The sequence below is a fragment of the Saccharopolyspora hattusasensis genome (assembly GCF_050972075.1).
Lineage (GTDB): Bacteria > Actinomycetota > Actinomycetes > Mycobacteriales > Pseudonocardiaceae > Saccharopolyspora > Saccharopolyspora hattusasensis.
On sequence record NZ_JBPCDC010000001.1, the window covers coordinates 4,506,250 to 4,531,377 of the forward strand.

Below are 25,128 nucleotides of genomic sequence, written 5' to 3' on the forward strand. Positions count from 1 at the left end.
CCAGGCGTGAACCAGTCGACGACCTCCCGGCCCGCCCCGATGCCGGACGGGCACGCGGCCGGGCTGCGGTCGGCGATCGCCGCAGACCCGACCGCGTCGCTCGTCGCCGGGATCCAGGGCGCCGGGGGATATGGAAAGACGGTGCTGCTGGAGCAGCTCGCGCGCACCTACCGCGACGCTGGGGTGGCGGTGTTCGGCGCGAACGAGCTCGCCCGGGCCGACGAAGGCGCCGTGCTGGTCGACGACGCCCACCGGCTGGACGCAATGGTGCTCGGCGAGCTCCGCGAGATCGCTCGGCGGCCCGGGGCGCGATTGGTCTTCGCCTACCGGCCGGGGCCGCGACCTGCGGCGTTGGCGGAGCTGATCGGCGACCTCGGCGCGCCGGTGCTGCTCGCCGCGCTCGGGCGCGAGGAGATCGCGGCGCGAGCCGGAGGGGCGGCGCCGGAGTGGATCGGCTGGTTGCACGCGCAGACCGGGGGCGTCCCGCGCTACGTGAGCAGGGTGCTCGCGACCGCCGAGCCGGGCACGGCGGAGCTGCCGCCCCGCGCGCTCGACCAGTTCCAGCACGACCTGGACCAGCTCGGCGGAGCCGGCTCGGAGTGCGTGACGGCGATGGCGGTCGGCGCGACCCCGCACCCCGACCTGCTCGCCGCGCTGCTGGAACTCACTCCAGAGGCGGTCGGTTCCGCGCTGCTGGCGATCCGGGCCAGCGGATTGGTCGGCGCTGATGACGTGCTGCTGCCGATCGCCCGGGCGGCCGCGCTGCGGCTGACGCCGTGGGAACTGCGGCTGCGGGTGACCCGTCGCCTCGTCGAAATCCAGCTGGCGCGCGGCGGTTCGGTGCTGCCGCTGGTCCGCCCGCTGCTCGGGGCAGACATCGCGTTGCTGCCGGAATCGACCCTGGCGGCGGCGTTCGAGAAAGCCGGCGAGGAGGCCTTGCAGTCCGCGCCGCACCTGGCGCGACGGCTGCTCGCCGCTGCGGTGTCGGCCGGAACTCCACCGGCTTCGGTGGCGGCGCGGCAGGCACGTGCCGCCGCGGTGGCCGGTGATCTGGACGAAGCGCTGCGGCTGGCCGATCAGGTGATCGTCGATGATTCGGTGCCGGACAGGGAGCTCGGCGTGCAGGTCGCGGCGAGCGTCCTGGCGCACCGGGGGCTGCTCGAGCGCTCGGCGGAACTGTGCCGGTGGTCGGTGGGGCGCTTGCGCTGGCCCGGAGACCGGGCGTTCGCCGCGGTGGGCCTGATCGGAGCCGGTCGGTTGGGCGACGCCGAGGAGCTGCTGCGTTCCTCCGACGACGCCGGGCCGCCGACGTCGATGACCGGTGCCGCCGCGCAACTCGCCGCCGGAGTCCGGGAATCGGTCGTGGGATCGGCCGCGACGGCACTGTCCACATTGGTGCGATCCGCATCGCTGTCGGAGCCGGTGGGGCGCGGTGCCCTGGTGCCGGACAGCCCGGCGGCGGTCGCCGCACTGGTCGCGCTGCACTGCGGCGAACTGGACGTCGTCCAGTCCACCTTGGACAAGGCGATCGGCTCCGGCTCCGGCGGCCCACTGCTGCACTACCGGCACCGGCTGCTGGCGGCGTGGTTGCCGCTGTTGCGGGGCGACACGGTGGCCGCCCGCGCGAACCTCCCCGTGGCCGAGCTGGCGGCGCGAGATCGGCTGCTGGCAACCGCGATCGAGGCTGGCATCGCGAGCCGGGACAACGACACGGCGGCCCTGGCCGCCGCCCGCGGTCGGGCCCGGCAGGCCGTCGCCGAGCACTCGGTGGACCTGTTCGCCCTGCTGCCGTTGGGAGAACTCGTGGTTGCCACGGCGCGGCTGCGGGACCAGGACTGGATCGCGCCGTACCTGGCGGAGGCGCGAGCGCTGCTGGACCGGCTCGGCAACCCTCCGCTGTGGACATCGATGCTCACCTGGAAGCGCCTGCAGGCCGCGGTCGTGCTGGAGGAGCTGGACGAAGCGCAGCAGCTTGCGGCGGAGCTAGGCGGCATGGCGCACCACAACCCACTGGCGGCGGCGATGGCCGATGCCGCCGGCGTGTGGCTGCGAATACTAGCGGGGCAGGTGGACCAGGACGAGGCGGAGCAGGCGGCGCGGGCGCTGCACGCGGCCGGGCTGGCGTGGGACGGAGCGCGGCTGGCGGGGCAGGCGGCGATCCGCACGGCGGATCGGCGCGCGATGCTCGCGCTGCTGGAATGCGCCCGGGCGTTGCAAGGCAAGCCGCCGCGGCCGCGTGCGGTACGTGGCGCGATGTCGGCGGAGACCGACCTGCTCAGCGAGCGGGAGAAGGAAGTCGCGGAACTGGTGCTGGCCGGGTTGACCTACAAGCAGGTCGGCAAGCGCCTGTTCATCTCGGCGAAGACGGTGGAGCACCACATAAGCCGCATAAAGCAACGCCTCGGCTGCGCCAACCGCGAAGACCTCCTCAACCGCCTCCGCGAACTCCTCGGCCACTGACGAAACGGGCCCGTCCGCCTTTTGAGCAGCTATACCAGCAGCTATGTCAACGCAACGGACTCACCTGGAAGGTGTGCCGTCTATGAGCGTGTAGGTTCCGTTCGCTTCATCCGTTTCCTGCTGCTCTCACGCTGTCGTGGTGTGAGGTTCACTGTCCGTTCGCCTCACTGGCTGCGGGGTGTGGGCAGGTCGAGAAGATGCCGCGGAGGGCGGCGGCCTCCAGCGTCGGCTGTACCAGTTCGAGGACCTTCGACATCGGCGTGACCTCCCCGGGAAGGCGACAGGTCCTGCCGGAGGTTACCCGCAGGTAGCTATGGTGCGGGACACGGCGGGTCGGCTTTGACCTCGAGCAAGCTCTAAGTCGTAGCGTGGCGTGGAGTCCTGCGAGGGGCGACAGGCGCAGCTCCGGGTGAAAGGATCAGTGCATGACGGTGACCGTGGTGGGGATCGGCGGATCGGTCCGGCCGGATTCGCAGTCCGAGCGAGCCCTGAACGCCGCGCTTGCCGGGGCGCGTGAAGCGGGGGCGAAGGTCCACGCGATCACGGGCAGCAGCCTGTCGATGCCGTTCTACGACCCGCAGCTGACCGAACGCACCGACAACGCGCTGGAGCTGGTGGACGCCCTGCGCACTGCGGACGGCGTCATCCTCGCCTCGCCGGGCTACCACGGCACGATCTCCGGGCTGATCAAGAACGCCCTGGACTACGCAGAAGACCTGCGCGGCGACGACCGCCCTTACCTGGACGGGCGAGCGGTGGGTTGCATCGGCATCGCGTACGGCTGGCAGGCGACGGTCACCACGCTGCAGGCGCTCCGCTCGGTGGTGCACGCCCTGCGAGGCTGGCCGACGCCGCTCGGCGGAGCGGTGAACTCGGCCGAAACGCAATTCGAGTCCGGCGGCGAGTGCGCAGAAGAGAAGGTGGCGAACGTCCTCCGCGCCATCGGCCACCAGGTGGTCGACTTCGCCAACCGTGGCTGATCTCCTGCCTGGCGGTGGGGGTGGCGGAACCACGCACGCAAGCCTGGGCGCGTCCAAGACCTGCGGCTTCGACGTTGCCCTCGCCGGACGACGTCCGCGCAGGTGGGTTGAGCGGTGTGGCGCTCGCAACAGATCCCCACGGCCCTGCATACCGCTTCGAAGTGCGCGGGTACCTCACGGGCCGCACCCTCGAAGGGTCTGCTCGCGTTGGAGGAGGTAGCAGCGCTCATGGCTCAGAAGACCGCTTCGAAGAAGGCCCCGATCACCAGCCCGCTGGGCGACGACCAGGACCGGGAGATCACCGGCAAAGTGCTGCAGGGCACGCTGGTGGACATGATCGACCTGCACCTGGTGGCGAAGCAGGCGCACTGGAACGTCGTCGGCAGGTTGTTCCACGACGTGCACCTTCACCTGGACGAGCTGGTCACCACCGCGCGCGGCTTCGCCGACGACGTCGCGGAGCGCGCCGCCGCCATCGGCATCTCGCCGGACGGGCGCGCCCCGACGGTTGCCGACGGCTCCGGGGTGCCGAAGTTCGACTCGAACTGGCGCAGCGATCGCGAGGTGGTCGAGGCGATCACGACGACGTTGGCGGAGCTGAACCGTCGGCTCCGCGAACGCATCGACGAGACCGACAAGACCGATCTGGTGACCCAGGACCTGCTGATCGGCATCGCGCGGGAGCTGGAGAAGTCGCACTGGATGTGGCAGGCCCAGCTCGCCGAGTAGCGCCGGACCCGTGGGTGCCTTCGGGCGTGGTGGGAACTCGTCCTGAACCAGCGCCTCGTCGTCGACCACCAGGACGCGCCTCCGAGGCCGGTTGGGCCGTGAACTCGCCCTCGAGCAGCTCGACGCGTTCCCGCGGGCGACGAGCCCCGTGCCGCTGCCGGGCAGCGGCACGACCGGGTTCGGCGGCACCTCGTTGATCACCTTGACCTCCAAAACCGCTTCCCCGTAGCGCAATTCGACTTCGGCGCGGGCCGCGACGGCGTGCTTGTGGACATTGGTGAGCGCCTCCTGCACAACGCGGTACGCGGCCTGCTCCAGCACCGTCGAAAGCCGCTGCGGCGTCCCGAAGTCGTGGCGGATCACCGGATTCCCGGCCGCCGCCCTGGACTGGTCGAGCAGCCGGTGGAGGTCCGCCAGCGTCGGCTGCGGTCCGAGGTGAGGGGCACCCTTGAGTGGTTGTGTCGCCTCTTCAGGCTCAGTTGTGCCGCCCGAGGGTGCCCCTCAGCTCGAAAAATTCACCCGGATCGGCTTGGTCGTTGGCCTTCCCGGCGCCCGCAACGGGTCAGGCGCGGCGGGCTCGTTCGTATTGCTTGGGCCAGATGTTGTCTGCGTGCAGGCGGTCTGCCGCTCGCAGCGGCCAGTGCGGGTCCCGGAGGAGTTCGCGGCCGAGCAGCACCGCGTCCGCCGAGCCGGACGCGACGATCTCCTCCGCCTGCTCCGGCGAGGTGATCAGGCCGACCGCCGCCGTCGGGACGTCCGCCTCCGCGCGGATCTGGCGGGCGAAGCGCACCTGGTAGCCAGCGCCGATCGGAATGTCGGCCTTGGGCACCGCGCCGCCCGTCGAGACGTCGATGAGGTCCACCCCGCGCTCCGCCAGCAGCGCCGACAGCTTCACCGAGTCGTCTCCGGTCCAGCCGCCGTCGGCCCAGTCGGTCGCCGAGAGACGGACGATCAGCGGCTTGTCGGCCGGCCAGGCCGAGCGCACGGCCTCGGTGATCTCCAGCAGGGCTCGCACCCGGTTGTCGAAGTCGCCGCCGTAGCGGTCGGTCCGGTCGTTGACCAGCGGGGAGTAGAACTGATGCGCCAGGTAGCCGTGTGCGAAGTGCAGCTCGACGACGTCGAAGCCCGCCGCTTCCGCCCGGCGCACCGCCGCCGCGAACTGGTCGGGCAGCTCGGCGATCTCGCCTTCGGTCAGCGCGCGCGGCGCCGCCTGGGTGCCGAAGGCGTTGCCGGTCGAACTGACCGTCTGCCAACCTCCCTCGGACGGCGACACCGACTGGCCGCCCTCCCACGGCGGGGTCGTCGACGCCTTGCGGCCGGCGTGCGCGAGCTGCACCCCGGTCGCCGCGCCCTGCGCGTGCAGGAAGTCGTTGATGCGCCGCCACGCCGCGACCTGCTCGTCGTTCCACAGCCCGGTGTCCTGCGGGCTGATCCGGCCTTCCGGGACCACCGCGGTCGCCTCGCTGATGATCAGCCCGGCGCCGCCGGTGGCGAACTGGCCGAGGTGCACCAGGTGCCAGTCGTCGGGCACGCCGTCGGTGGCCGAGTACTGGCACATCGGCGAGACCCACACGCGGTTCCGGATGACGACGTCGCGCAGCTTGATCGGTTCGAAAAGATGGCTCACGAGCGGCATTGACGCTGCGGCGGAACGAGGTATTCCCACGAACCGTCCATCTCACAATGCGGGCTCCCGGCGCGCCTCAGAGCTTGTCCAGCAGCTCCTCGAAGGCGGCCGCGACGCGGGCGGTGTCGCCGGTGGCGAGCAGGTCGAGCAGCAGGCCGCGCAGCGCCGCGAGCGCCAGCGTCGCCTCGGCATCCGAGCCGCCGAGGGCCTACCGGAGCCGGGACAGCCATTCGCGGACGCTCGTCTCGCCGAAGCCGTCCCACGCGCCGCCGCGGGCGTGCAGCGAACGCGCATAGCTCTCGAAGAAGAACCGGATCACGTTTTGGTGCGCCGGGTCGCTGAGCCAGCGCCACAGCGCGCGCAGCGCCTCGGTCCGGTCCGTGCAGTCGTCGAGGGTGTCGGCGAGCAGCCGGAGCTGGGCGTCGCGGGCGTGCCGGTGAACTTCCTTGACCGGGCCGCCCGGCTGTACCTGGATGCCGACCGAGCGCGCGCATCCGGGCGAGCCGGTCCCGCCCGTGTTCGGGGTGGGTGCGGAAGTAGTGCATCTCGCCGGCGATGATCTCGAACGGTTCGCCGTCGAGCAGGAACTCGTCGCCGCGCACGGTCAACCCGGACGACTGCTGCGCATGCGCGACGACCCTGTTGGTGCCGACGACCATGCCGCTGCCCAACGCGAGCCGCGGAGCGCGATCGAGACGAGGGATCCCCGTCGGTTGACGCCCATCGCCACCCCTCTCTTCGATATTGCGCGAAACGACCTCCTCGATTCCTGCGACTTCGAGCATCCGCCAGCCGGGATCGCTACCGGATCGGACCGGTCGCCGGGGTCGGAAGCCCCTGGCGTCAGCCGCCGCGCCGTGCCCATGCTGCTGGCATGCCGTCGGACGATGTCCACGCCGTCCGCTCAGCCACCACCGTGACGTGTCACTACAAGCGCGCCGGGGTGTCGCCGCCCATCGAGATGCTGGAGCGGTTCCGGGTGCTGGCCCGGAAGCGGGCCGCCGGGCGGGTGCTGGACATCGGGGCGTTCCGTCTCGAAGACCTGCTGGCCTACCACCACGTCTCCTACCTCGCGATGCTCGACGCGAAACCCGACCTGCGCGGCGAACGTCCCGACTTGCCCACCGAATTCATCGACGGAGACCCGGCGAGCCTGCCGTTCCCGGACCGCGCCTTCGACGTGGTGGTCTGCCGGTTCTCCCTGTGCAGTACGGGAAAACCGGAATCGGCGCTGACCGAGATCGGCCGGGTGCTGCGGCCGATCGGCCAACTGCTGTTCCTCGAGCACACCCGGGCGCCCGGCGTCGTCGGCGAGGCGCAGGACCGGGCCCAGGAGATGCTGCACGGCTGCCGCCGCTGCCGTCTCAACGTCGAGGTGCTGGTGCAACTGCAACGCGCCGGCCTGGTGGTGCGCCGCGCCGATTGGTACTGGCCGTCCGCGCACGTGCGCGCGCCGCTGGTGCAGGGCGTCGCCACCCACCCCGACCCCCAGTACGAGCGCGAACTGGGGTGGTTGCGCAACCCGATTCGTAGGACAGGAGACCCGATGTGGCCAGGAAGGTAGCGGACTGCCGCAAGTACCCGAGCGAGGTCAACTGCTCGCTCACCATCATCGGCGAGGAAGAAGAGGTCCTGCGCGCCGCCACCGAGCACGCGGTGTCGGTGCACCAGCACGAGGACACCCCCGGACTGCGGGACCAGATCCGCGAGCTGCTGGTTGACGAGCAGGCCGCCGACGGCGTGAGCTTCGTGCAGCTCATCGAGTTCAAGACCGGCAAGGGGGCCGAGCTGAACAAGCTGATGGACGACTGGGCTGAAGCCACCGGAGGCAAGCGCACCGCGAAGCGAGCGGTGCTGGCCCGGGACCACGAGTACCCGGGGAGCTACTACGAGTTCGTCGAGTTCCCGTCTTACGACGAGGCGATGCGAAATTCTCGGCTCCCGGAGACCGACGAGATCTCCCGCAAGATGCGCGCCCTCTGCGACGAGGAACCGACCTTCCACAACCTCGACGTGGTCCGAGCCGAAACCCTGTGACCCGGACAGCAGACCCCAATTCCGCATTGCGGAACCCAAGTTCATTTTGTGCAATTTCAATGGAAATCGGACCTCTGATTTCCATTGAAATTGTGCTACCTGGAACTTGGGTTCCGCATTGCGGAGTCTTATCCAGGATCAGCCGATGCCGACGGCGCGGCGGGCGAAGTGGATCTCCGCCGCGACCTGGCGGAGAGTTTCCGCCACCACCAGCGAGCCGTGGCCCGCGTCGTAGCGGTAGAACTCGAACGGGATCTCCCGCGGCCCCAACCGGTCCAGGTAGTTCAGGATCTGCTGGATCGGGCAGCGCGGGTCGTTGTCCCCGGCCAGCACCAGCACCGGCGCCCGCACCTCGTCCACGTAGGTGATCGGCGAAGCCTTCCGGTAGACCTCCGGCACGTCTTCCGGCGAGCCGCCGAAAAGCGCCCGGTCGTAGGCCCGCAGCGGCTCCATCTCGTCGGCGTACGCCGAGACGTAGTCGGCCACCGGCACGCCGGCGACGCCGCCGGCCCAGCGCTCCGGCTGCGTCCCCAACGCCAGCAGCGTCAGGTAGCCGCCCCACGACGCACCCGCGACGACGCTCAACGCCGGCGTGGTCAGCCCCGCCTCGATCGCCCAGTCGTGCACCCGCGCGACGTCGGCCAACTCCGTCAGGCCCGGCCGGCCCTCGATGGCGTCCCGCCACGCCGAGCCGTACCCGGTCGAACCCCGGTAGTTGATCTCCACCACGGCGAACCCGGCGTCCAGCCAAGCCGCCCTGTAGGCGGAGAACCGGTCCTCGTCGGCCGCGTGCGGCCCGCCGTGCAGGTTGAACACCGTCGGCAACGGCCCTTCCCCGGCGTCAGCCGGGCGCGCCACCAGCGCGTGCGCCGTCTCGTTCGGCCCGTACGGGACCTCGACGAACACGTCGTTGACGGCCTCCGAACCTGGCGCGCGGTCGCCGGGCGGCGTCAGCAGGACCCGGTCCTCACCGTCGCGCGAAACCGTCCGCACCAGCGAAGGCGTCGCCGCCGACGACCACACGTACTCCACCGAGTGGTCCGGGCGCACCGACGCGCCCGCCACCGTGCCCGGCGGGGTCGCCAGTTCGGTGAGGGTCTCTTCCGCGAGGTCGTAGCGGTGCATCGTGGTCCGCGCGTGGTGGGTGTGCGCGATCAGCAGCGCCTTGCCGTCCGGGTACCAGTCGGCGGAGACCTCACCGGGCAGGTCGAGCTTGATCTCGCTCTCGGTGTCCGCAGCCACGTCCCAGATCAGCAGCTCCTCCTTGCCGCGCCGCTCGTGCAGCACCAGCAGCCGGGGGTCGCCGGTGACCGGCGCGAACGCCAGCGCGTCCAGGCCCTTGCCAGGGCCGTCCCACTTCTCGGCGACCTCGGAGCCGTCGACGCGCAGCACCCGCAGCGCGGGGTGGCGGCTGTCGCCGTGCTCGGAGTGCGAGATCACCACCATCGACTCGTCCCAGGACATGGCGGACAACCCGCCGTCCTGCTCGTGCTGGTAGAGCACCTCCGGACGGCCGCCGTCGCGCGCCACCCACACCGTCACGCCGTCGTCGGTGGACATCCCCACGCCGATCACCGACGACCCGAGCTCCAGGCCCGCCGGGTACCCGGGGTGGGTGTCCGGCAGACCCGGCCGGGTCTCACCGGAGGCGAACGGCTCGACCACCCAGCTGCCGAACTCGTCGCCGTCGGTGTCGTCGAACCACCAGACCTGCTCGCCGTCCGCGGACAACGTGCCGTGGAACGTCCCCTGTGGACGGTCAGTGATCTGGCGATGCTCGTCGGAGTCGCGGTCCCATGCGTAGATCTCCCAGGTACCGCTGACGTTCGACACGTACAGGCTGCGTTGCGCCGCGTCCCGCGCCCAGTCCGGCAGCGACACGCGGGGCGCGCTGAACCGGGCCCGCCAGCGGGCCTCGCGATCCGGGTCGTCGAACAGCTTCTCGGGGATCTGCGCTTCGGGGTAGGTGCTCACGCGTCGATACTGCCCGATGACTGAGCCACCTGCGGAGCAGGTGCACCATCACCCGTCTGACTGAAGCGACGCGATTTCGCGAGAAATTGACCGTCACCCGGGTGAATGCCAATTTCTCGCGAAATTGCGCACCCCCAGGTCGGCGTCAGCGACGCATCTCGAACAGGGAAGCAGTCGAACTCCACGGCCCGCACGTGCACCACCGCGACCTCCGGGGCCATCAGGAGATCGCCGGCCGTGCGCTCGGACAGCTTGGTGTTGCCGTAGAGCAGAACCAGCCTGGAGAAACGAAAGTGGCCTTGGCCGAATACTCCGGCCAAGGCCACTTTCTGCGTCGGGGTGGCGGGATTTGAACCCACGACCTCTTCGACCCGAACGAAGCGCGCTCCCAAGCTGCGCCACACCCCGATCTTCCAGCGGTGAACATCTCGGGTGCTCGTCCAACCGCTGGATCATAGTCTAGCGGACGCTCTCACCTGCCCCGAACGGGGTCCTCTTATGGGTGTTTTCGCTGGTAGATGTCGGTTTTTCGGACCTCGGGAGCAAGGTCAGCAGGGTGGCCTCCGGCGGGCAGGCGAAACGCACCGGCGCGTACGGCGAGGTGCCCAGCCCGGCCGACACGTGCAGGTGCATGCGCTCGCCCCAGGTGGACGCGCCGCGCGCCCGCGACCGGTCCAGCTCGCAGTTGGTCACCAGCGCCCCGTAGCCGGGCAGCCGCAGCTGCCCGCCGTGGGTGTGACCGGCCAGCACCAGGTCGTAGCCGTCCTCGGCGAACGAGTCGAGCACCCGCGGCTCGGGGGAGTGCGTCACGCCCAGGCGCAGCTGGACGTCGGCGGGCGCGGGCCCGCCGATCAGGTCGTAGCGGTCCAGGTGCAGGTGCGGGTCGTCGAGCCCGGCCAGGTGGATCCGCATCCCGGCGACCTCGATCTCGTGCCGCCGGTGCGTCGCGTCCAGCCAACCGCGCTCGGTCATCGCCGCCCGCAGGTCGCGCCACGGCAGCGGTTCCCCGTGGATGCGCTTGGCCTTCCGCGACGGCAGCAGGTAGCGGGCCGGGTTCTTCGCGGTCGGCCCGTAGTAGTCGTTGCTGCCGAAGACGAAGATGCCCGGCCGGTCCAGCAGCGGTCCCATCGCACGCAGCACCACGGGCACCGCCTTCGGGTGCGCCAGGTTGTCGCCGGTGTTGACCACCAGATCCGGGTCCAGCTCGGCGAGGGCGGCCACCCACCGCTGCTTGGACCGCTGGTTCGGGGTCATGTGCAGGTCGGAGATGTGCAGCACGCGAAGCGGTGCCGCGTCCTCGGCGAGCACCGGCAGCGTCGCCTGACGCAGCGTCCAGTGGCGACGTTCGATCGCGGCCGAGTAGGCGACCGCGGCGGCGCCGAGAGCGCCCGTGCTGAGCAGAATCCGCCCGAACTTGTTCACCCCACCAACCCTACGACGACACCGCCTCCGGCGACCGACGGCCCGTTACCGACGGTGCCGACCCGGAGATCGAGGTCGTGGCCGGCCGGCGCGCTGGTAGCGGGATAATCGCCGCATGGCCGAGCTCAAGGACAAGCTGCGCGCGGACCTTTCCGCCGCGATGAAGCAACGCGACACCACCGTCACCGGGGTCCTGCGGATGGCGCTGGCCGCCGTCAGCAAGGAGGAGGTCGCCGGCAAGCAGGCACGCGAGCTCACCGACGAAGAGGTGCAGCGCGTGCTGAACAAGGAGGCCAAGAAGCGGGACGAGGCCGCGGAGGCGTTCCGCGGGGCCGGGCGCGCGGAGCAGGCCGACGCCGAGCTTGACGAGGCGGAGATCCTGCGGCGTTACCTGCCGAAGCCGCTGGGCGACGACGAGTTGGCGCAGCTCGTCAGGGACGCCGTCGCGGAGGTCGAGGGCGAACTCGGCGAGCGGCCGGGCATGAAGCAGATGGGCCAGGTCATGAAGGCGGCCAACGCCAAGGTGGCGGGCCGCGCCGAAGGCGGCAAGGTCGCAGCCCTGGTCAAGGCCGAACTCGCCGACTGACACCCGAGGTCTTGTTCTCGCTGGTCACGGGGTCGTGGGTTTTTTCGGGGCGCCATACCAGCCCGCAGCGAACGCGGGCGTGGGGACTGGCCTCGCCAAGAGCCCGACGGGGTGGACACGGTCTGAGATCCGGCGGCGTGCCGGTTGCGAGGGTGGGCTAAGCGCCTCCGGCGCTTCAAACGGAGAACGAAAGCTAATCGGAGATCTCGCTCGCCCGCGGCGCCGCCGGCACGGGCCTGCGCCTGTGGTGACGGGCCGCCGACCGGCCGCGAAACTTGCGCGCCGACCCGCGCGGCCTACTGCCGTGGGTCCTGGAGAACCCGGCCGTCGCGGTGATCGCCTACACCCAGCACGGGCGGCTCGACCTCCCCGAGGAACTCCCGCACGCCCTGACCGCGATGCTCGCCGCCCCCTTCCGAAGACGTCACCGCACCCGGAGGACTTCCCGATCTGCGGTGCGCTCCTGCTGGCACTGGCCTGGTGGACGTCGACCGGGCCGACCGCGCCGTCGATGCGCGGGCGGCCGAGTCGGCGGGGCGCCTGAGCGCCTTGGCGGAGCGCCTCCGCTTCCTCCGGGGCCACCAGTCCACCATGTCCCCGAAGCCGCGTATTGGTCTTGCACAAACCGGGGATCCCGCACCGCCAAACGAGCCTGGAAACGGCTTCTATTCGCCTGCGGCGTTGCGGCGCCAGTAGGCGAGGGCGTAGAGGCGACGCCGTTCCAGGCCTAATTCCTGCTGGCAGTGCTCGCGGAGCTGATGGACCACATCGGCCTCCGCGCCGATCCACAGGTGCGGGTTCGGGCCGAGCTCGGCCGACCGCAGCGCGTCCACGAGCAGCGCGCTTTCGCCCGCCGGGACGCCGTCGCGGTGCAGCCAGTGCCAGGCCACCTCGGCGTCGGAGGGGAGCGCCTGCTCCTCCGCGGCGTCGGCGACCTCGGCGAACACCTGCACGCGGGCCGCCGCGGGCAGCTCCGCCAGGATCGCCGTGATGGCCGGCAGCGCCGTCTCGTCCCCGACCAACACCAGCGGGTCGGCGTCCGGCTGCGGCTGGTACGCCGGGCTGGGACCGACGGTGACGATCTGCTCGCCGGGCGCGGCCTGCGCCGCCCAGGTGCTTCCCGGGCCGTCGTGGTCGTGCACGACGAAGTCGATCGCCAGCTCCTGCCGCTGCGGGTCGAACCAGCGGACCGTGTAGGTGCGCTGCCGCGGCTGCTGCTCGCGTGGCAGCGCGAACACTTCGGCGCGGGTCCGGCCCAGCGGCATCGGCTGGCCGGGCTGCGGCAGGCACAGCTTGATCCGCTGGTCGCTGCCGTTGCTGACGAAGTCCGAGAGCTCCGAGCCGCCGAGCGTGACGCGCACCATCCGGGGCGTGACTCGCTCGGTCGCCCGCACCTCCAGCAACCGGTAGCGGGATCGCGCGCGCCTGGTGCTCACCTGCGTGTTCGTCACGCCCCGAGTCTAAGAACCGCCGACTCGACCCATCGCGCGACGGTCCCACGGCCGCAATTTCAATGGAACTTGCGGAAGTTCCCCGCAGCCCCCGGCGTGTCGGGATCCGACACGCCGGCGGAAACGGTCGGTCACGGCGGGAAGATGCCCGGCGGCAGCACGGGTTGTTCCGGCTGCTGCGGTGGCCGGCCGCCCGGCTGCTGCGGCGGTTGGCCCTGCTGCGGCGGGCCGGGTGGAGGCTTTTCCGGCGACGGCGGCGGCACGTACCCGGTGCTGACCGAGATCGTCACGACCTCGCCGGGCAGCGCGAAGCCGCGCGGCGTCTGGCTGGTCACCGTGCCCTGCTTGCGTGTGCTGCTCACCGAGCGCTGCTGGACCGTGTAGCCCGCCTTCTCCAGCGTGTCGGTGGCCCGCTTCGCGTCCGTGCCGACGACGTTGGGCACCTGGAACTCGTCGCCGCCGTCCTCGTACCGCTTGGTGGTCGGCGGCAGCGGCAGCACCGGCAGACCCTCGTGGATGACCTTCATCGCGTCGAAGAAGGTCCGTGCCGGCACCTTGCCGCCGTAGATGTTGCCGCCGTTGACCCCGCACAACCTGGGCGGGTCGGAGTCGCAGATGCCCTGCGGCGAGGTGCCGTCGCTGAAGGTCAGCACCGCGCCCGCGAACTGCGGGGTGGCGCCCAGGAAACCGGCCGACTGGTGGGCCTCGGTGGTGCCGGTCTTCGCGGCCAGTGGCCGGTTCCAGCCAGCCGCTGCGGCCGCTGCGGCGGCGGTCCCGCCGGGCAGGTCGTCGCGGCTCATCCCGACGGCCAGCGCGTTCGCCAGGCCCGTGTCCACGGCCTGCTCGCACGGGTCCTCGGTGATCGACACCGGGTTGCCGTTGCGGTCCAGGATCTGCTCGACCGGCGTCGGCGGGCACCACACGCCGCCGCTCATGATCGTGGCGGCGACGTTGCTGAGTTCCAGCGGGCTGGTCGGCGCGTAGCCCAGCGTGAATGCGCCGATGTTGCGCTGCTTGACCTGCTCGGCCTGGGAAAGCCCGTTGGCCCCGTTCGGCGCCAGCGGGTCGCCGCCCGCGGTGTGGGCGAGCAGCGTTTCGCGCATCCCGAGCCGCGCCGCCATGTCCACCGTCTGCGCGAGCCCGACGCGTTCCTGCAACGCCACGAAACCGGTGTTCGGCGAGGTCGCCAGGGCCATCTGCAGGGTACGCGGGCCGGGCGCCACGCCTTCGGCGTTGCCCACGGTGTAGGGCGCCATGCCGTTCTTGTACACCGAGGACGTGTAGGAGCCCGGCGCCTGGATGGTGTTGTAGATGCCCATCCCCTTCTCCAGCGCGGCCGCCGAGGTGAACACCTTGTAGACCGACCCGGCGCCGAACTTGACCACGCCGCTGGGCAGCGCGTACGCGGTTTGCCCCTTGGAGGCGTCGAGCCCGAAGTCGCGGTTGGCGACCAGCGCGCGCACCCGGTGCTTGTCCTGGCCGGGCTCCACCACGCTCATCACGTTGGCGATGCCCTTGGCCGTCTTCGGCACGCCGCGCTCGGCGGCTGCCTTCGCCGCGTCGGTGGCGCGCGTGTCCAGCGTGGTGCGGATGGTGTAGCCGCCGCGTTTGAGCTGCTCCTCGGTAAACCCGGCGCGCTCCAGGTAGTCGATGACGTACTTGCAGAAGAACCCGTCCGACGGTCCGGCGCCGACGCAGCCGTTGGGGATGCCGCGCAGCGGTTGCGCGAGTCCCAGCGGCGAGTTGCGGGCCTCCTCGGCGGCCTCCGGGGTGATCCGGTGCTGGTCCTCCATCGCCTTGATCACCAGGTTGCGGCGGTTGAGCGCCTCGCTGGAGTTGTTTTCCGGGTTCAGCGCGCTCGGGCTGTTGACCATTCCGGCCAGCAGTGCGGCCTGCGCGATCGTGAGCTGGTCGGGCGTGGTGTCGAAGTAGGTGCGGGAGGCGGCGGCGATCCCGTAGGCCTGGTTCCCGTAGGGCACCACGTTGAGGTAGCGGGCGAGCACGTCCTCCTTGCTGAGCTGCTTCTCCAGCTGCAGCGCGATCCGGATCTCGCGCAGCTTGCGCGCCGGGGTCTGCTCGATGGCCTTCGCCTGCTTCACCGGGTCGTCGGCGGCGACGACGTGCACCAGGTAGTTCTTCACGTACTGCTGGGTCAGCGTCGAGCCGCCCTGCGCGATCTCGCCGGACATCTGGTTGGTCACGGCGGCGCGCACGGTGCCCGCCCAGTCCACGCCGTGGTGGTCGAAGAACCGCCGGTCCTCGATCGCCACGATCGCCGCCTTCATGGTGTCGGCGATCTGGTCCGGCTGGGCCGGGGTCCGGTTCTGGTCGAAGAGGTACGCGATCGGCCGACCGTCCCGATTTGTGACGGTCGTCACAAGTGGCGGTTCCTTGGTCATCAAGTCGGTGGAGATGCTGTTGACGGCGTCGCTGGCGCGGTTAGAGACCACTCCGAGTGACCCCGCTATCGGGAACAGCAAACCGGCCACCAGGACGCCAGCCAGCACACACAGACCGAATAGCTTCAACAAGCCGTCTCGGGCACGCACTCCGCCAGAGTAAGTCGGGGCGGCTTCGTGACGGAGTGTCACGGGCAAGATCCGCCCGATGTGATGAGTTCGAAAGATAACGGAGCGACAACCCTTGTTTGGTTATGGAACCAGCGGGCTCTACAGTCCGTCTACGTCCAGCGACAGCACTGTTGTGGTCAAAACAGTTCAGGGCACAACATCCGGTGCCGGGGGGCTCCGGACGAAATACGGTCGCCGACGATCCAGTGAGGAGCTGGGGGAACTCTATGTTCGAGCAGGGGGACTGGCGTGTTAACGCCGCATGCCGTGACCAGAATCCGGACCAATTGTTCGTCCGGGGAGCTGAGCAGCGCAAGGCGCGAATGGTCTGCTTCGGCTGCCCGGTCCGCACCGAGTGTCTCAGCGAGGCGCTCGACAACAAGATCGAATTCGGTGTTTGGGGCGGAATGACGGAGCGGGAGCGGCGTGCGTTGTTGAGGCGCCGGCCCGACGTCCGCAACTGGCGGGAATTGCTGGAAGCTGCCCGGCAGGATTATGCCGATTTCACCGAGTACCAAGTGAGCTAGTCCGTTCGAGGTCGGTCCGGGCAATTCGCAACCGCGGATTGCCCGAACCGACTTCTGCTATTCACCGGCCAGTCGGCGGCCGATCTCCCGGAGCCCGGCCAGGTCGTGCACGTCCGACGGCAGCGCCGGGACACCGACCAGCGACACGTCCGGGTGCGCCCGGGTGAACCGGGCGAGCAGCCGCTTCTCGCGCTCGGCCACCGCGACGCGGTCGGCGTGCACCCGCAGCACGGCCGCAGCCAGCGGCGCGGATCCGGTCGCCTCCATCTCCTCGGCGGCGGTGGCCGCCCGGGTGCCGGCGAGCCCGGCGACCACCGGGTGGGTCCGGTTGGCCACCAGGCCGACCAGCGGCATCCGCTCCCCGGCCAGCCGTTCCACGAAGTAGGTGGCCTCTCGCAGCGCATCCGGCTCCGGCGCGGCGACCACCAGGAACGCGGTGCCCTGGGAGCGCAGCAGCCGGTAGGTCTGTGCGGCGCGCACCCGGAACCCGCCAAAGGTCGAGTCGAATGCCTGCACGAACGCGGCGGCGTCGGCCAGCAGCTGGCCGCCGATGATGGTGGACACCGCCTTCGCGAACATCCCGAAACCGGCGCCGACGATCTTGCGCAGGCCCTTCCCGCCGACCCGGGCCGGGCTGGACAGCATCTTGATCAGCCGCCCGTCCAGCACGGTGGACAGCCGCTGCGGCGCGTCCAGGAAGTCCAGCGCCGACCGGCTCGGCGGGGTGTCCACCACGATCAGGTCCCAGGTGCCGGCGGCGGACAGCTGGCCGAGCTTCTCCATCGCCATGTATTCCTGCGTGCCGGAGAACGACGTGGAGATCGTTTGGTAGAAGTGGTTGTTCAGGATCTGCTCGGCGCGTTCCCGGCCAGCATGCGCGAGCACCATGTCGTCGAAGGTGCGGCGCACGTCCAGCATCATCGCGTTGAGGTCGCCGGCCGGTTCGAAGCCCTCGATCGACACCTGCTTGGGCTGATTGCTCAGTTCCCGCAGGCCGAGCGCCTGGGCCAGCCGCTTGGCCGGGTCGATGGTGAGCACCACGGTCTTGCGGCCGCGTTCGGCGGCGCGCAGCGCGAGGGCGGCCGCGGTGGTCGTCTTGCCGACGCCGCCGGAGCCGCAGCAGACGACGATGTGCGTGTTCGGGTCGTCCAGCAACGCGTCGACGTCGACCTGCGCCGGTCGCAGCGGTTCGCTCATCGTGGGCTCCGGATGCCGTGCTCGGTGAGTATCTCGGCGAGTTCGTAGAGCTCGGCGACGTCGATCCCGGCGGTGAGGTCGGGCAGCGAGACGGTCGGCAGGTCGAGCTCGGCGAGCTGCGCGCGGGCGTCGTCCTCGGTCTCGGCCCGGATGGCGTGCTCGATCGTCTCGTGCACCAGCCCGTCCAGGGTCTCGTCGTCGACGTGGAGCCCGGCGGCGGCCATCCCGGTGCGCACCCGCTCCGCGTCCACCCGGCCCGCTGCGGCCGCGGCGACCGAGCGGGGCGGCAGCCGGTTGGGCCGGACCCGGTTGCATACCACGCCACCCGGCCGCAGGTCGGCGGCGTCGAGTTCGGCGACCGTCTCCAGGGTTTCCCGTACCGGCAGCTCCTCGAGCAGCGTCACCAGGTGCACGACGGTGTCGCTGGAGTGCAGCAGGCGCACCACGGCGTCGCTGTGGTCCCGGATTGGCCCGACCTTGGCGAGGTCGGCCATCGCGCGTGTGACGTCGAGGAACTTGACCACGCGGCCGGTCGGCGGCGCGTCGACGACCACCGCGTCGTAGACGTAGCGGCCGCGCCCGTCGGTGCGGCCGACGCACTCCTTGATCTTCCCGGTGAACAGCACGTCGCGCAGGCCCGGCGCGAGGGTCGTGGCGAACTCGATCGCGCCCATCTTGCGCAGCGTGCGACCGGCGAAGCCGAGGTTGTAGAACATCGACAGGTACTCCAGCAGCGCCGCCTCGGCATCGATGGCCAGCGCGCGGAGTTCGCCGCCGCCGGGCGCCGCGGCGATCCACTCCTCGGCGTAGGGCAGCGGGGCGGTGTCGAAGAGCTGGGCGATGCCCTGCCTGCCCTCCACCTCGATCAGCAGCACCTTGCGTCCGCCGGTGGCCAGGGCGAGGGCGAGCGCGGCTGCGACGGTCGTCTTGCCGGTGCCGCCTTTGCCGCTGACGACGTGCAGTCGCGCCTGATCCAGTTCCCCGTCCCAGTCGGTCACACGATCAGCGTAAGTGCCGAGTTCCCCGAATGTCTGCCGACCGTGAACTCCCGCCACGCGTCGGGATCGGCGCCGATCAGCGCAGAGCGCGCTCCGCGAGGTCGCGGACCGCCGCCTGCGGCAACAGCCAGGCCGTCGCGTCGAAGTGGAGCGGCTCGGATACACCGGCGTCCGCAAGTACCGCGAAGGCATCCAGGACTGGGGCGGGGCGGGCTTGCCCAGGGCTCGCCCGTCAAGACGGGATCGTGAGCGCGGCGCCGCGGAGGGCGGGCGGCGGGTCTCCTAAGCTGCACGCATGCAGAAGTGGGAGTACGCGACGGTGCCGCTGTTGATCCACGCGACCAAACAAATCCTCGACCAGTGGGGCGAGGACGGCTGGGAGCTGGTCTCCGTCCTGCCGGGTCCGACCGGCGAGCAGCTGGTGGCCTACCTGAAGCGCCCGAAGGAGGCCTGACATGGGTCGGTGGACAGAACGCCTCGCGGACCTCGGCATCCCGCTGCCGGAGGTCGTGCCTCCGGTAGCGGCGTACGTGCCCGCCGTGCGCACCGGTTCGCTGGTGTACACGTCCGGCCAGGTGCCGATGGTCGCCGGCAAGCCCGCCGGGATCGGCAAGGTCGGCGCGGAGATCACCCCGGAGGAGGCCAAGCAGCATGCCGCGATCTGCGCGCTCAACGCGCTCGCCGCGGTGGACGGGCTGGTCGGCCTGGACTCGGTGGTGCGGATCGTCAAGGTCGTCGGCTTCGTGGCCTCGGCGGAGGGCTTCACCGGTCAGCCCGGGGTGGTCAACGGCGCGTCGGAGCTGCTCGGCGAGATCTTCGGCGAGGCGGGCCAGCACGCCCGCTCGGCGGTGGGCGTGGCCGAGCTGCCGCTCGGCGTCCCGGTCGAGGTGGAACTGATCGTCGAGGTCGAATAAGCACTCGTGACGTAATTTGCGCGGCGTTGCCCGGTTCCGGGTAACGCCGCGTTTCGAATACGTCACAACGGGTTGTTGGCGGATATCCCGGACGGCGTTTTCGGTGGCTCGGCCAACGAAGCACCGCCCACGACCAGTACGCTGCGATCACCCCCTGCTTTAGGTTGGTCAGATCTGGCATAGCCCGAATAGGGGTATCGATTCCAGTGTGTTGCGGAAAGACGGTTCAAAGGCTTGATTGATCCGGTTCTCGCGACCAAAGTTCACCTGGACGGGTGTAGCTAGCGGCCGGGGGCGGCGAGCGACACCCACATCGATGGTGTACGAGGGTGGGAGGGGCCGGCGTGGCGGTGCGCGAAACCGATCTGCGGTGCCACGAATTACTTCTTCGGCTCGCCGGGCGGCTGCCGGACCGGCGCCTGTGGCGCTTCCGCGACTGGCTGGCCGGGGACGCCGCCGACGTGGTCGCGAAGATGCTGCCGGGCACGCTCGTCCGCGAGCGGATCGCACTCGACGACGCCGAACACCAACTGCTGGCCGACGCGCTGGCGCCGCTGGGCGCCGACCTCGCGATGGTCAACGCCGTCCTCCCAGCGGAACCCGACGCCGTCCCGCAGCACGCGTTCAGTCCCGAACGCCGCGCGAGCAGCGTCGGCGACTCCGCGGTGCTGGTGCTCGGCGCCACGCTGCGCGGCCGCCCCGGGGTCCGCGAGGTGCGCAGCAGCTGGCGGCGCGACGAGGGCGGCGCGACGAAGCTGGTAGTGCTGGTGAAGGCGTCCGCCGATGTCGTCGGCCTGACCGGGGAGATCCAGCGCATCCTGCGAGCGCTCGGCGAACCTGCCCCCTGCGTCGAGGTGCTCCCGCCCGAGCTGGAACCCACCGCGTACCACCATGCCGCCCTCGCGGAATCGGTGCTGGTGTGCGCGGGAGCCGAAGAACTTGCCGGCCGCCGCGGTTGAGCGGCCGGCATCCGTGAAGGAGGCGTGCGTGGTGGACGTGGCTGAGGGGGCCGGGCCGGTGGACCGGCTGCACAACCTCTTGCTGGCCATGACCGGACGGGTGGACGACGACGGGATCAACAGCGCCCGCGAACTGCTCGGCATCGGCCAGCCGGACGCCGCGGCCGAGTTCCTCACCGGCTGCCTGCTGGCCGGCCACATCCCAGTGACCTCGTCCGAGCAGTACCACCTGCGCCGGGTGCTGGACGAAACCCGCTCCACGCAAACCCTGGCGGACCGGGTGCACGTGGTGGACTCGTTGCCGTCCGACGAGCACCGGTTCGGCGAACCGGCCGAGGACGACGGAGACCTGATAGCGGCGCTGGAGTCGGTCACCGGGCGGCTCCGGGGCGTCCGCGGGATGTGGTGCGCCTCGCGGACCACCCCGGCCGGCGCCACCTACGGAGCGGTGCCCCGGCGCATCCTGCTCGCCGAGGTGAGCCCGGAAGGCTCGACCACGGCGGTCGCCTACCAGCTGATCGAGGCCCTGCGGCGGGTCGGCATCAACTGCTCGGTCGACGTCTTCGAGAGCGGCGCCGAACTGCCCGAATACCACCGCGAAGCCCTTGCGGCGGCACACCGGGTGCGCCTCGACGCACCTGCCTCCCGGCCGGCGGAGCGCCACCGGACGGAGGAAGCGCAGCGTCCGGCGGAGCGCCCGGTCACGCGGGAGGACGCGCAGCGTCCGGCGGAGCGCCCCGCGGAGGAGAAGCGCGCGGCGGAGCCGCAGCGGCGGGCAGCACCTGCGGAGCCGGAGCGAGCGGCGGAGCCGGAGCGCTCGATCCCGCAGCCAGCGCAGCCGGAGCACGCGCAGGCGGTGGCGGTACTGCCCGCCGCTGCGGCGGCAGCCTCCGCCGAGGTGAACGCGATGCGGGTACCGCCGGCGGTCGACGCGAAGTTGACCGACCGCGAGCGCAACTTGTTGCGCAAGCTGCACGAGGAGCTCGCGCAGCGGGAGCAGGACCGGTCCGAGACGCGGCGGCCCAACGGGTCGAACAACGGCGAGGAGGCCTGGACGTCGACTATGCCGGGTGGCACCGGCGGCTTCCCGCCGATCGGCGCGGCGCCGTCGAACAACCAGGCCTACGCCCCCCAGCAACAGCGCTCCTGACCAGGTTTCCGAGGAGCGCTGTTTCAAAGCTGGTAAAAACTCATGAGCACGCTGAGTCGCCATAGAGCGCGCTTTGGATGCGGTGGGACGTGGTCGCAGTAAGGCGGTGTGTGTCTTCGAAGCGGCGAAGCCATCTGTCCACCCCGCAGCGCGTGAGGCGAACGGTCCGCTCGCCGCACGCCACGGCAGCGCAAGGCCGGTGGGGTGGGATGGAGCGAACGGACTCACTTCACCTATCGAGGCAAACAGGCCGTTCGCTCCACACCAGCCAACGGGGATGCACCACTTCGCGGAACGCAGTTCCCGAACAGGCTCTATGCCCAAACACACTCGCGGCAGCTGACCAGCAAAGCAGTGCCTCTCTAGGAGGCCGCCTGTTGGACGTCCGCGAGGACCTGCTGCAGGTGGAGGCCCCGGCGCACGTCGCACGAGTGCTCCGTGCGCTCCTCGCGGATCATCGCGAGGAGGTCGTCGAGCATCCGCGCGTAGCACTCGCGGGCCGCCGTCCGCCGACCCAGCAGCGGTGCTTGGCCGTGCTCGCCGTACACCGCGAAGTCGACCAGCGACGGCTGCACCGGCATGCGCAGCGACAGCGTCAGCGTGCTGGTCAGGTCGCCGGCGTGGCCGAACACGATCTGCCAGAGGCCGTCGCTGCTGCGGTGCGCGTAGTGCACCTGCTCGATCTCGCCGAGGGCCGCGTCGAGCAGGTCGATCGCATGCGGGCCCGCGTCGATCAACGGGCCGTACTGCTCCTGGCGCCACTCCGACATCGCGTAATCACCCGCCAGCAGCCCTCCTGCCAGCCACCGACCGGTGCCGCCCTGCCAGCCGTCGCGCTCCCGCAAGCCCGCCAGCCACTCCCGCACCTCCGGCGCGAACCGGCGCGTGAGCATCATCAGCGCGGCCACCCTGGCGTCGTCCACCGCTTCGACGATCCGGCGGGCACCGGCCGGATCGGCGGCCAACGGCTTTTCGAGCACCAGGTGCTTGCCCGCACGGGCAGCTTGCGGCGCGAACTCGGCCTGCACCGCAGGTGGCACCGCGAATGCCACCGCGTCTACTGACTCCAGCAGTTCGTCGAAACCGTCGACGACCGCCGCGTCGTACGGTTCGGCGAAGGTCTTGGCCACGTCCGGCCGTCGCGCCCACACGGCCGCCAACCGCGTTCCTGGATGTTCGTACAAACCCGGGCCGTGCACTCGGTGGGCCCAGGGACCGGCTCCGACTACGCCGACCCGCAGTGCTTCGTCCATGCCGCAATGGTGCCGTTGAACCATCGCCGTTGCGGCCATTGGGGGCCCTGGCGCGGCGGGCGTGTCGGACGCTGCGCTCTCCGTGCGAAATTGATTCTGGAATCCCATTCCAAGGGTTTTCCGGCATAGGGTGACCTGCATGTTGCAACTGCCCGAAGATCGTTCCCTGCCAACGGGTTTCGTCCCCGGAACGCCGCCCGAGCAGCCGGCTGCGCCCAAGGACGCGGCGACCGTGATGTTGCTCCGCGACGGCGCGACGGGTCCAGAGGTGTTCCTGCAGCGCCGAGTGAAGGGCATGCCGTTCGCCGGCGGCATGACGGTCTTCCCCGGGGGCGGCGTCGACCAGCGCGACGCTGACGCCTCGGTGGCCTGGAGCGGGCCGGATGCGGACTGGTGGGCCGAGCGGTTCGGCTGCTCACCGGACGTGGCCCGCGCGCTCGTGTGCGCGGCCGTGCGTGAGATGTTCGAGGAATCCGGGGTGTTGCTGGCCGGGCCGGATCACACGACGGTCGTCGGCGACACGAGCCGCTACGCCGATGCGCGTGCCGCGCTGGTCTCCCGCGAGGTTTCATTGGCGAAGTTCCTCGCCGACGAGGGCCTGGTCGTGCGTGCCGACCTACTGCGCCCCTGGGCGAACTGGGTGACCCCGGAACGCGAGCCGCGGCGCTACGACACCCGGTTCTTCCTCGCCGCGATGCCCCAAGGGCAGCGTGCCGACGCGGTCACCACGGAGGCGGCCGAGGCGTACTGGGCCACGCCGAAGCAGGTGTTGGAGGACTTCGAGCGGGGCCGCTGTCACCTGCTCCCACCGACCCGCGTCACGCTCAGCGAGCTAGCCGAGTGCGGCACCCTGCCGACGGCGTTCGCGGCCGAACGCACCCTGGACAAGATCCTGCCGAAGCTGGTGCGGCGCAACGACCGGTGGCATGCGGTCCTGCCCGGCGAACCCGGATTCCAGGAGGCGAAGTGATGCAGCACCCCGCCTACGGGGCATTCCGCCAGGTCACGCCGTACGCATCGGTCTTGCTGGCGGACAACCCGTCGCCGATGACGCTGGAAGGCACCAACACGTGGGTGGTGCGCGAGCGGGACGCGGGCGACTGCGTGGTCATCGACCCCGGCCCGGCCGACGCCGAGCACCTTCGCCGCGTCGCCGACCAGGGCTCGGTCTCGCTGGTGCTGCTCACCCACCACCACGGCGACCACACCGACGGAGTCGAGCAGTTCGTCGAGCTCACCGGCGCTCTGGTGCGCGCGCTGGACCCGGCGCTGTGCAGGGGAGCGGAAGCGATCCGGGACGGCGAGATCATCAAGGCTGGCGGCGTGGAGCTGCGTGCGGTCGCCACGGCGGGCCACACCGCCGACTCGGTGTGCTTCATCGCCGACCACGACGAACCCGCCGTGTTCACCGGCGACAGCATCCTCGGCCGCGGAACGGCGGTCGTGGCCCACCCCGACGGCCACCTGGGCTCCTACCTCAAGTCGCTGCGCCTGCTGGCCGCGCTGCCGCCCGGCCTGCGGGTGCTCCCCGGCCACGGGCCGGAGCTCCCCGACGCCCAAGCGATCGCGACGGCCTACCTGCAGCACCGCGAACAGCGCCTCGACCAGGTCCGCTCGGCCGTCCGCGACCTCGGACCGGCGGTCACGCCGCACCAGGTCGTGGAGGTCGTCTACGCGGACGTGGACCGCTCGGTCTGGTCCGCGGCGGAACTGACCGTCCAAGCCCAACTCGCCTACCTGCGAGAACAGGGCGAACTCCGGGACTGATGCCGAGATCGGTTTGCCCGCCGCCGCAGCCGATCAAGGCTGCAGCAGGCCAGCGGCGGCAGCGGTGGTGAGGCTACCGCCGAGGAGCCAGATGGACAGCGATACCTTCTGGAACTTGCGTCGGGCGATCCGGCTGTTCGTCCAAAGCTGCTCGGCGAGCAGCTCGCGCAGCTGGCCTTCGCGGTCCAACACGGGCAGGAAGGCGGCTTTGAAGTCGTTCGGCCCTGCGTAGTGGCGCGCGATGTGTCCGAAGTAGACCAGCGAAGGTCGTCCCCGCCGGTTCAGTCTGGGAGCCACGGCGGTCAGCGCCAATGCCGTGCTGATGCTGACCAGCAGCAAGCTAGCCAGCATCAGCACAGCGTGCCCCGGGTGGTGCGCCCACGCGTGCGGCCGCGGGAAACTTCGCACGAGCAGACCACCCAGCACGCCGCTTCCCGCCAGGACTGCCGCGGCCTTGGCATCGGCCACTTTGATCCAGTCGTTGACCTGGAGCAGAGCCTTCCACGCGTCGTCGATGCCCGGCATGA

Annotated in this window: 26 protein-coding genes and 1 tRNA gene; 15 read left to right on the top strand and 12 right to left on the bottom strand. The window is 70.7% G+C overall.

What is annotated here, in order from left to right; genetic code table 11:
• The first annotated feature begins 6 nt into the window (after positions 1-6).
• From ACRXBZ_RS21280 to ACRXBZ_RS21295, 4 genes are all read left to right on the top strand, one after another.
• Positions 7-2,460 carry a LuxR C-terminal-related transcriptional regulator gene (locus ACRXBZ_RS21280; protein WP_433880582.1) on the top strand — a complete coding sequence of 818 codons (2,454 nt, stop codon included), beginning with the start codon at positions 7-9 and terminating at the stop codon, positions 2,458-2,460.
• A 425-nt stretch (positions 2,461-2,885) separates the two neighbouring features.
• On the top strand, positions 2,886-3,440 hold the full coding sequence (locus ACRXBZ_RS21285; RefSeq protein WP_433880583.1) for an NADPH-dependent FMN reductase: 555 nt from the start codon (positions 2,886-2,888) through the stop codon (positions 3,438-3,440).
• 228 nt (positions 3,441-3,668) lie between these two features.
• Entirely contained in the window at positions 3,669-4,169 is a 501-nt protein-coding gene (locus tag ACRXBZ_RS21290; RefSeq protein ID WP_433880584.1) for a Dps family protein, read from the top strand.
• 91 nt (positions 4,170-4,260) lie between these two features.
• Positions 4,261-4,398: a hypothetical protein gene (locus ACRXBZ_RS21295; protein WP_433880585.1), complete on the top strand. Its 138-nt coding sequence runs from the start codon at positions 4,261-4,263 to the stop codon at positions 4,396-4,398.
• Between the two features lie 333 nt (positions 4,399-4,731).
• Here ACRXBZ_RS21295 and ACRXBZ_RS21300 read toward each other — a convergent pair whose 3' ends face one another.
• Together ACRXBZ_RS21300 and ACRXBZ_RS21305 are read right to left on the bottom strand one after the other, a co-directional pair.
• The gene (locus tag ACRXBZ_RS21300; protein WP_433880586.1) at positions 4,732-5,805 is read right to left on the bottom strand and encodes an NADH:flavin oxidoreductase/NADH oxidase; all 1,074 of its coding nucleotides are present in this window, start codon (positions 5,803-5,805) and stop codon (positions 4,732-4,734) included.
• Positions 5,793-6,341 (bottom strand): hypothetical protein, encoded by a 549-nt coding sequence (locus ACRXBZ_RS21305; RefSeq protein WP_433883935.1) that lies wholly within the window; start codon positions 6,339-6,341, stop codon positions 5,793-5,795. The genes ACRXBZ_RS21300 and ACRXBZ_RS21305 overlap by 13 nt, the downstream gene beginning before the upstream one ends.
• Here ACRXBZ_RS21305 and ACRXBZ_RS21310 point away from each other — a divergent pair.
• The 3 genes from ACRXBZ_RS21310 to ACRXBZ_RS21320 are packed head-to-tail and all read left to right on the top strand — an operon-like array spanning position 6,270 to position 7,833.
• Entirely contained in the window at positions 6,270-6,716 is a 447-nt protein-coding gene (locus tag ACRXBZ_RS21310; RefSeq protein WP_433884155.1) for a hypothetical protein, read from the top strand. The two genes, ACRXBZ_RS21305 and ACRXBZ_RS21310, sit on opposite strands and share 72 nt — an antisense overlap.
• Positions 6,671-7,360: a class I SAM-dependent methyltransferase gene (locus ACRXBZ_RS21315; RefSeq protein WP_433880587.1), complete on the top strand. Its 690-nt coding sequence runs from the start codon at positions 6,671-6,673 to the stop codon at positions 7,358-7,360. The genes ACRXBZ_RS21310 and ACRXBZ_RS21315 overlap by 46 nt, the downstream gene beginning before the upstream one ends.
• The gene (locus ACRXBZ_RS21320; RefSeq protein ID WP_433880588.1) at positions 7,345-7,833 is read left to right on the top strand and encodes a DUF1059 domain-containing protein; all 489 of its coding nucleotides are present in this window, start codon (positions 7,345-7,347) and stop codon (positions 7,831-7,833) included. Before ACRXBZ_RS21315 ends, ACRXBZ_RS21320 begins: the two co-directional genes overlap by 16 nt.
• A gap of 138 nt (positions 7,834-7,971) precedes the next feature.
• On the opposite strand, the gene ACRXBZ_RS21325 is transcribed toward ACRXBZ_RS21320, so the two are convergent.
• The 4 genes from ACRXBZ_RS21325 to ACRXBZ_RS21340 all read right to left on the bottom strand — a co-directional run bounded on the left by ACRXBZ_RS21325 (position 7,972) and on the right by ACRXBZ_RS21340 (position 11,229).
• A complete protein-coding gene (locus ACRXBZ_RS21325; RefSeq protein ID WP_433880589.1) occupies positions 7,972-9,807 on the bottom strand; it encodes a S9 family peptidase in 1,836 nt (611 codons plus the stop codon).
• Positions 9,804-10,127, bottom strand: coding sequence for a hypothetical protein (locus ACRXBZ_RS21330; protein ID WP_433880590.1), 324 nt, complete (start codon positions 10,125-10,127; stop codon positions 9,804-9,806). The genes ACRXBZ_RS21325 and ACRXBZ_RS21330 overlap by 4 nt, the downstream gene beginning before the upstream one ends.
• A gap of 14 nt (positions 10,128-10,141) precedes the next feature.
• A tRNA-Pro gene (locus tag ACRXBZ_RS21335) sits at positions 10,142-10,215 on the bottom strand.
• A 51-nt stretch (positions 10,216-10,266) separates the two neighbouring features.
• The gene (locus ACRXBZ_RS21340) at positions 10,267-11,229 is read right to left on the bottom strand and encodes a metallophosphoesterase (protein ID WP_433880591.1); all 963 of its coding nucleotides are present in this window, start codon (positions 11,227-11,229) and stop codon (positions 10,267-10,269) included.
• A 115-nt stretch (positions 11,230-11,344) separates the two neighbouring features.
• Here ACRXBZ_RS21340 and ACRXBZ_RS21345 point away from each other — a divergent pair, with 115 nt between their 5' ends.
• Positions 11,345-11,815, top strand: coding sequence for a GatB/YqeY domain-containing protein (locus ACRXBZ_RS21345; RefSeq protein ID WP_433880592.1), 471 nt, complete (start codon positions 11,345-11,347; stop codon positions 11,813-11,815).
• 665 nt (positions 11,816-12,480) lie between these two features.
• Here ACRXBZ_RS21345 and ACRXBZ_RS21350 read toward each other — a convergent pair.
• Both ACRXBZ_RS21350 and ACRXBZ_RS21355 read right to left on the bottom strand, forming a co-directional pair.
• Positions 12,481-13,251 (bottom strand): siderophore-interacting protein, encoded by a 771-nt coding sequence (locus tag ACRXBZ_RS21350; RefSeq protein WP_433880593.1) that lies wholly within the window; start codon positions 13,249-13,251, stop codon positions 12,481-12,483.
• A gap of 146 nt (positions 13,252-13,397) precedes the next feature.
• Positions 13,398-15,815: a penicillin-binding protein gene (locus ACRXBZ_RS21355; protein WP_433883936.1), complete on the bottom strand. Its 2,418-nt coding sequence runs from the start codon at positions 15,813-15,815 to the stop codon at positions 13,398-13,400.
• A gap of 248 nt (positions 15,816-16,063) precedes the next feature.
• On the opposite strand from ACRXBZ_RS21355, the gene ACRXBZ_RS21360 reads away from it, so the two are divergent.
• Entirely contained in the window at positions 16,064-16,363 is a 300-nt protein-coding gene (locus tag ACRXBZ_RS21360; RefSeq protein ID WP_010307833.1) for a WhiB family transcriptional regulator, read from the top strand.
• Between the two features lie 57 nt (positions 16,364-16,420).
• On the opposite strand, the gene bagB is transcribed toward ACRXBZ_RS21360, so the two are convergent.
• Positions 16,421-17,560 carry an ATPase BagB gene (gene bagB, locus ACRXBZ_RS21365; protein ID WP_168586175.1) on the bottom strand — a complete coding sequence of 380 codons (1,140 nt, stop codon included), beginning with the start codon at positions 17,558-17,560 and terminating at the stop codon, positions 16,421-16,423.
• Positions 17,557-18,558: an ATPase BagA gene (gene bagA, locus ACRXBZ_RS21370; RefSeq protein WP_433880594.1), complete on the bottom strand. Its 1,002-nt coding sequence runs from the start codon at positions 18,556-18,558 to the stop codon at positions 17,557-17,559. The genes bagB and bagA overlap by 4 nt, the downstream gene beginning before the upstream one ends.
• A 295-nt stretch (positions 18,559-18,853) precedes the next feature.
• Between bagA and sp36 the strand changes: the two genes are divergently transcribed.
• From sp36 to ACRXBZ_RS21390, 4 genes are all read left to right on the top strand, one after another.
• Entirely contained in the window at positions 18,854-19,012 is a 159-nt protein-coding gene (gene sp36 / locus ACRXBZ_RS21375) for a Sp36 family protein (RefSeq protein WP_010307841.1), read from the top strand.
• Position 19,013: 1 nt separating this feature from the next.
• Positions 19,014-19,472, top strand: coding sequence for a RidA family protein (locus ACRXBZ_RS21380; protein ID WP_433880595.1), 459 nt, complete (start codon positions 19,014-19,016; stop codon positions 19,470-19,472).
• Positions 19,473-19,816: 344 nt separating this feature from the next.
• Positions 19,817-20,431, top strand: a complete 615-nt coding sequence (locus ACRXBZ_RS21385; RefSeq protein WP_433880596.1) for a hypothetical protein — start codon at positions 19,817-19,819, stop codon at positions 20,429-20,431.
• A 28-nt stretch (positions 20,432-20,459) separates the two neighbouring features.
• Positions 20,460-21,581, top strand: coding sequence for a hypothetical protein (locus ACRXBZ_RS21390; protein WP_433880597.1), 1,122 nt, complete (start codon positions 20,460-20,462; stop codon positions 21,579-21,581).
• Between the two features lie 362 nt (positions 21,582-21,943).
• Here the strand turns inward: ACRXBZ_RS21390 and ACRXBZ_RS21395 are convergent, their stop codons facing one another.
• Entirely contained in the window at positions 21,944-22,834 is an 891-nt protein-coding gene (locus ACRXBZ_RS21395; RefSeq protein ID WP_433880598.1) for a Gfo/Idh/MocA family protein, read from the bottom strand.
• A gap of 139 nt (positions 22,835-22,973) precedes the next feature.
• Between ACRXBZ_RS21395 and ACRXBZ_RS21400 the strand changes: the two genes are divergently transcribed.
• Together ACRXBZ_RS21400 and ACRXBZ_RS21405 are read left to right on the top strand one after the other, a co-directional pair.
• Complete coding sequence (locus ACRXBZ_RS21400; protein WP_433880599.1) at positions 22,974-23,804, top strand: NUDIX hydrolase; 831 nt, start codon at positions 22,974-22,976, stop codon at positions 23,802-23,804.
• The gene (locus tag ACRXBZ_RS21405) at positions 23,804-24,601 is read left to right on the top strand and encodes an MBL fold metallo-hydrolase (protein ID WP_433880600.1); all 798 of its coding nucleotides are present in this window, start codon (positions 23,804-23,806) and stop codon (positions 24,599-24,601) included. Before ACRXBZ_RS21400 ends, ACRXBZ_RS21405 begins: the two co-directional genes overlap by 1 nt.
• A gap of 33 nt (positions 24,602-24,634) precedes the next feature.
• Here ACRXBZ_RS21405 and ACRXBZ_RS21410 read toward each other — a convergent pair whose 3' ends face one another.
• Entirely contained in the window at positions 24,635-25,126 is a 492-nt protein-coding gene (locus ACRXBZ_RS21410) for a Pycsar system effector family protein (RefSeq protein WP_433880601.1), read from the bottom strand.
• Positions 25,127-25,128: the final 2 nt, after the last annotated feature.

Coding starts and splice junctions, on each gene's coding strand:
- ACRXBZ_RS21315 (WP_433880587.1), top strand. CDS start 6,671: ATGCCGTCGGACGATGTCCACGCCGTCCGCTCAGCCACCACCGTGACG.
- ACRXBZ_RS21345 (WP_433880592.1), top strand. CDS start 11,345: ATGGCCGAGCTCAAGGACAAGCTGCGCGCGGACCTTTCCGCCGCGATG.
- sp36 (WP_010307841.1), top strand. CDS start 18,854: ATGCAGAAGTGGGAGTACGCGACGGTGCCGCTGTTGATCCACGCGACC.
- ACRXBZ_RS21305 (WP_433883935.1), bottom strand. CDS start 6,341: ATGCACTACTTCCGCACCCACCCCGAACACGGGCGGGACCGGCTCGCC.
- ACRXBZ_RS21300 (WP_433880586.1), bottom strand. CDS start 5,805: ATGCCGCTCGTGAGCCATCTTTTCGAACCGATCAAGCTGCGCGACGTC.
- ACRXBZ_RS21285 (WP_433880583.1), top strand. CDS start 2,886: ATGACGGTGACCGTGGTGGGGATCGGCGGATCGGTCCGGCCGGATTCG.
- ACRXBZ_RS21410 (WP_433880601.1), bottom strand. CDS start 25,126: ATGCCGGGCATCGACGACGCGTGGAAGGCTCTGCTCCAGGTCAACGAC.
- ACRXBZ_RS21405 (WP_433880600.1), top strand. CDS start 23,804: ATGCAGCACCCCGCCTACGGGGCATTCCGCCAGGTCACGCCGTACGCA.
- ACRXBZ_RS21290 (WP_433880584.1), top strand. CDS start 3,669: ATGGCTCAGAAGACCGCTTCGAAGAAGGCCCCGATCACCAGCCCGCTG.
- ACRXBZ_RS21380 (WP_433880595.1), top strand. CDS start 19,014: ATGGGTCGGTGGACAGAACGCCTCGCGGACCTCGGCATCCCGCTGCCG.
- ACRXBZ_RS21400 (WP_433880599.1), top strand. CDS start 22,974: ATGTTGCAACTGCCCGAAGATCGTTCCCTGCCAACGGGTTTCGTCCCC.
- ACRXBZ_RS21310 (WP_433884155.1), top strand. CDS start 6,270: ATGCCGACCGAGCGCGCGCATCCGGGCGAGCCGGTCCCGCCCGTGTTC.
- ACRXBZ_RS21395 (WP_433880598.1), bottom strand. CDS start 22,834: ATGGACGAAGCACTGCGGGTCGGCGTAGTCGGAGCCGGTCCCTGGGCC.
- ACRXBZ_RS21360 (WP_010307833.1), top strand. CDS start 16,064: ATGTTCGAGCAGGGGGACTGGCGTGTTAACGCCGCATGCCGTGACCAG.
- bagB (WP_168586175.1), bottom strand. CDS start 17,560: ATGAGCGAACCGCTGCGACCGGCGCAGGTCGACGTCGACGCGTTGCTG.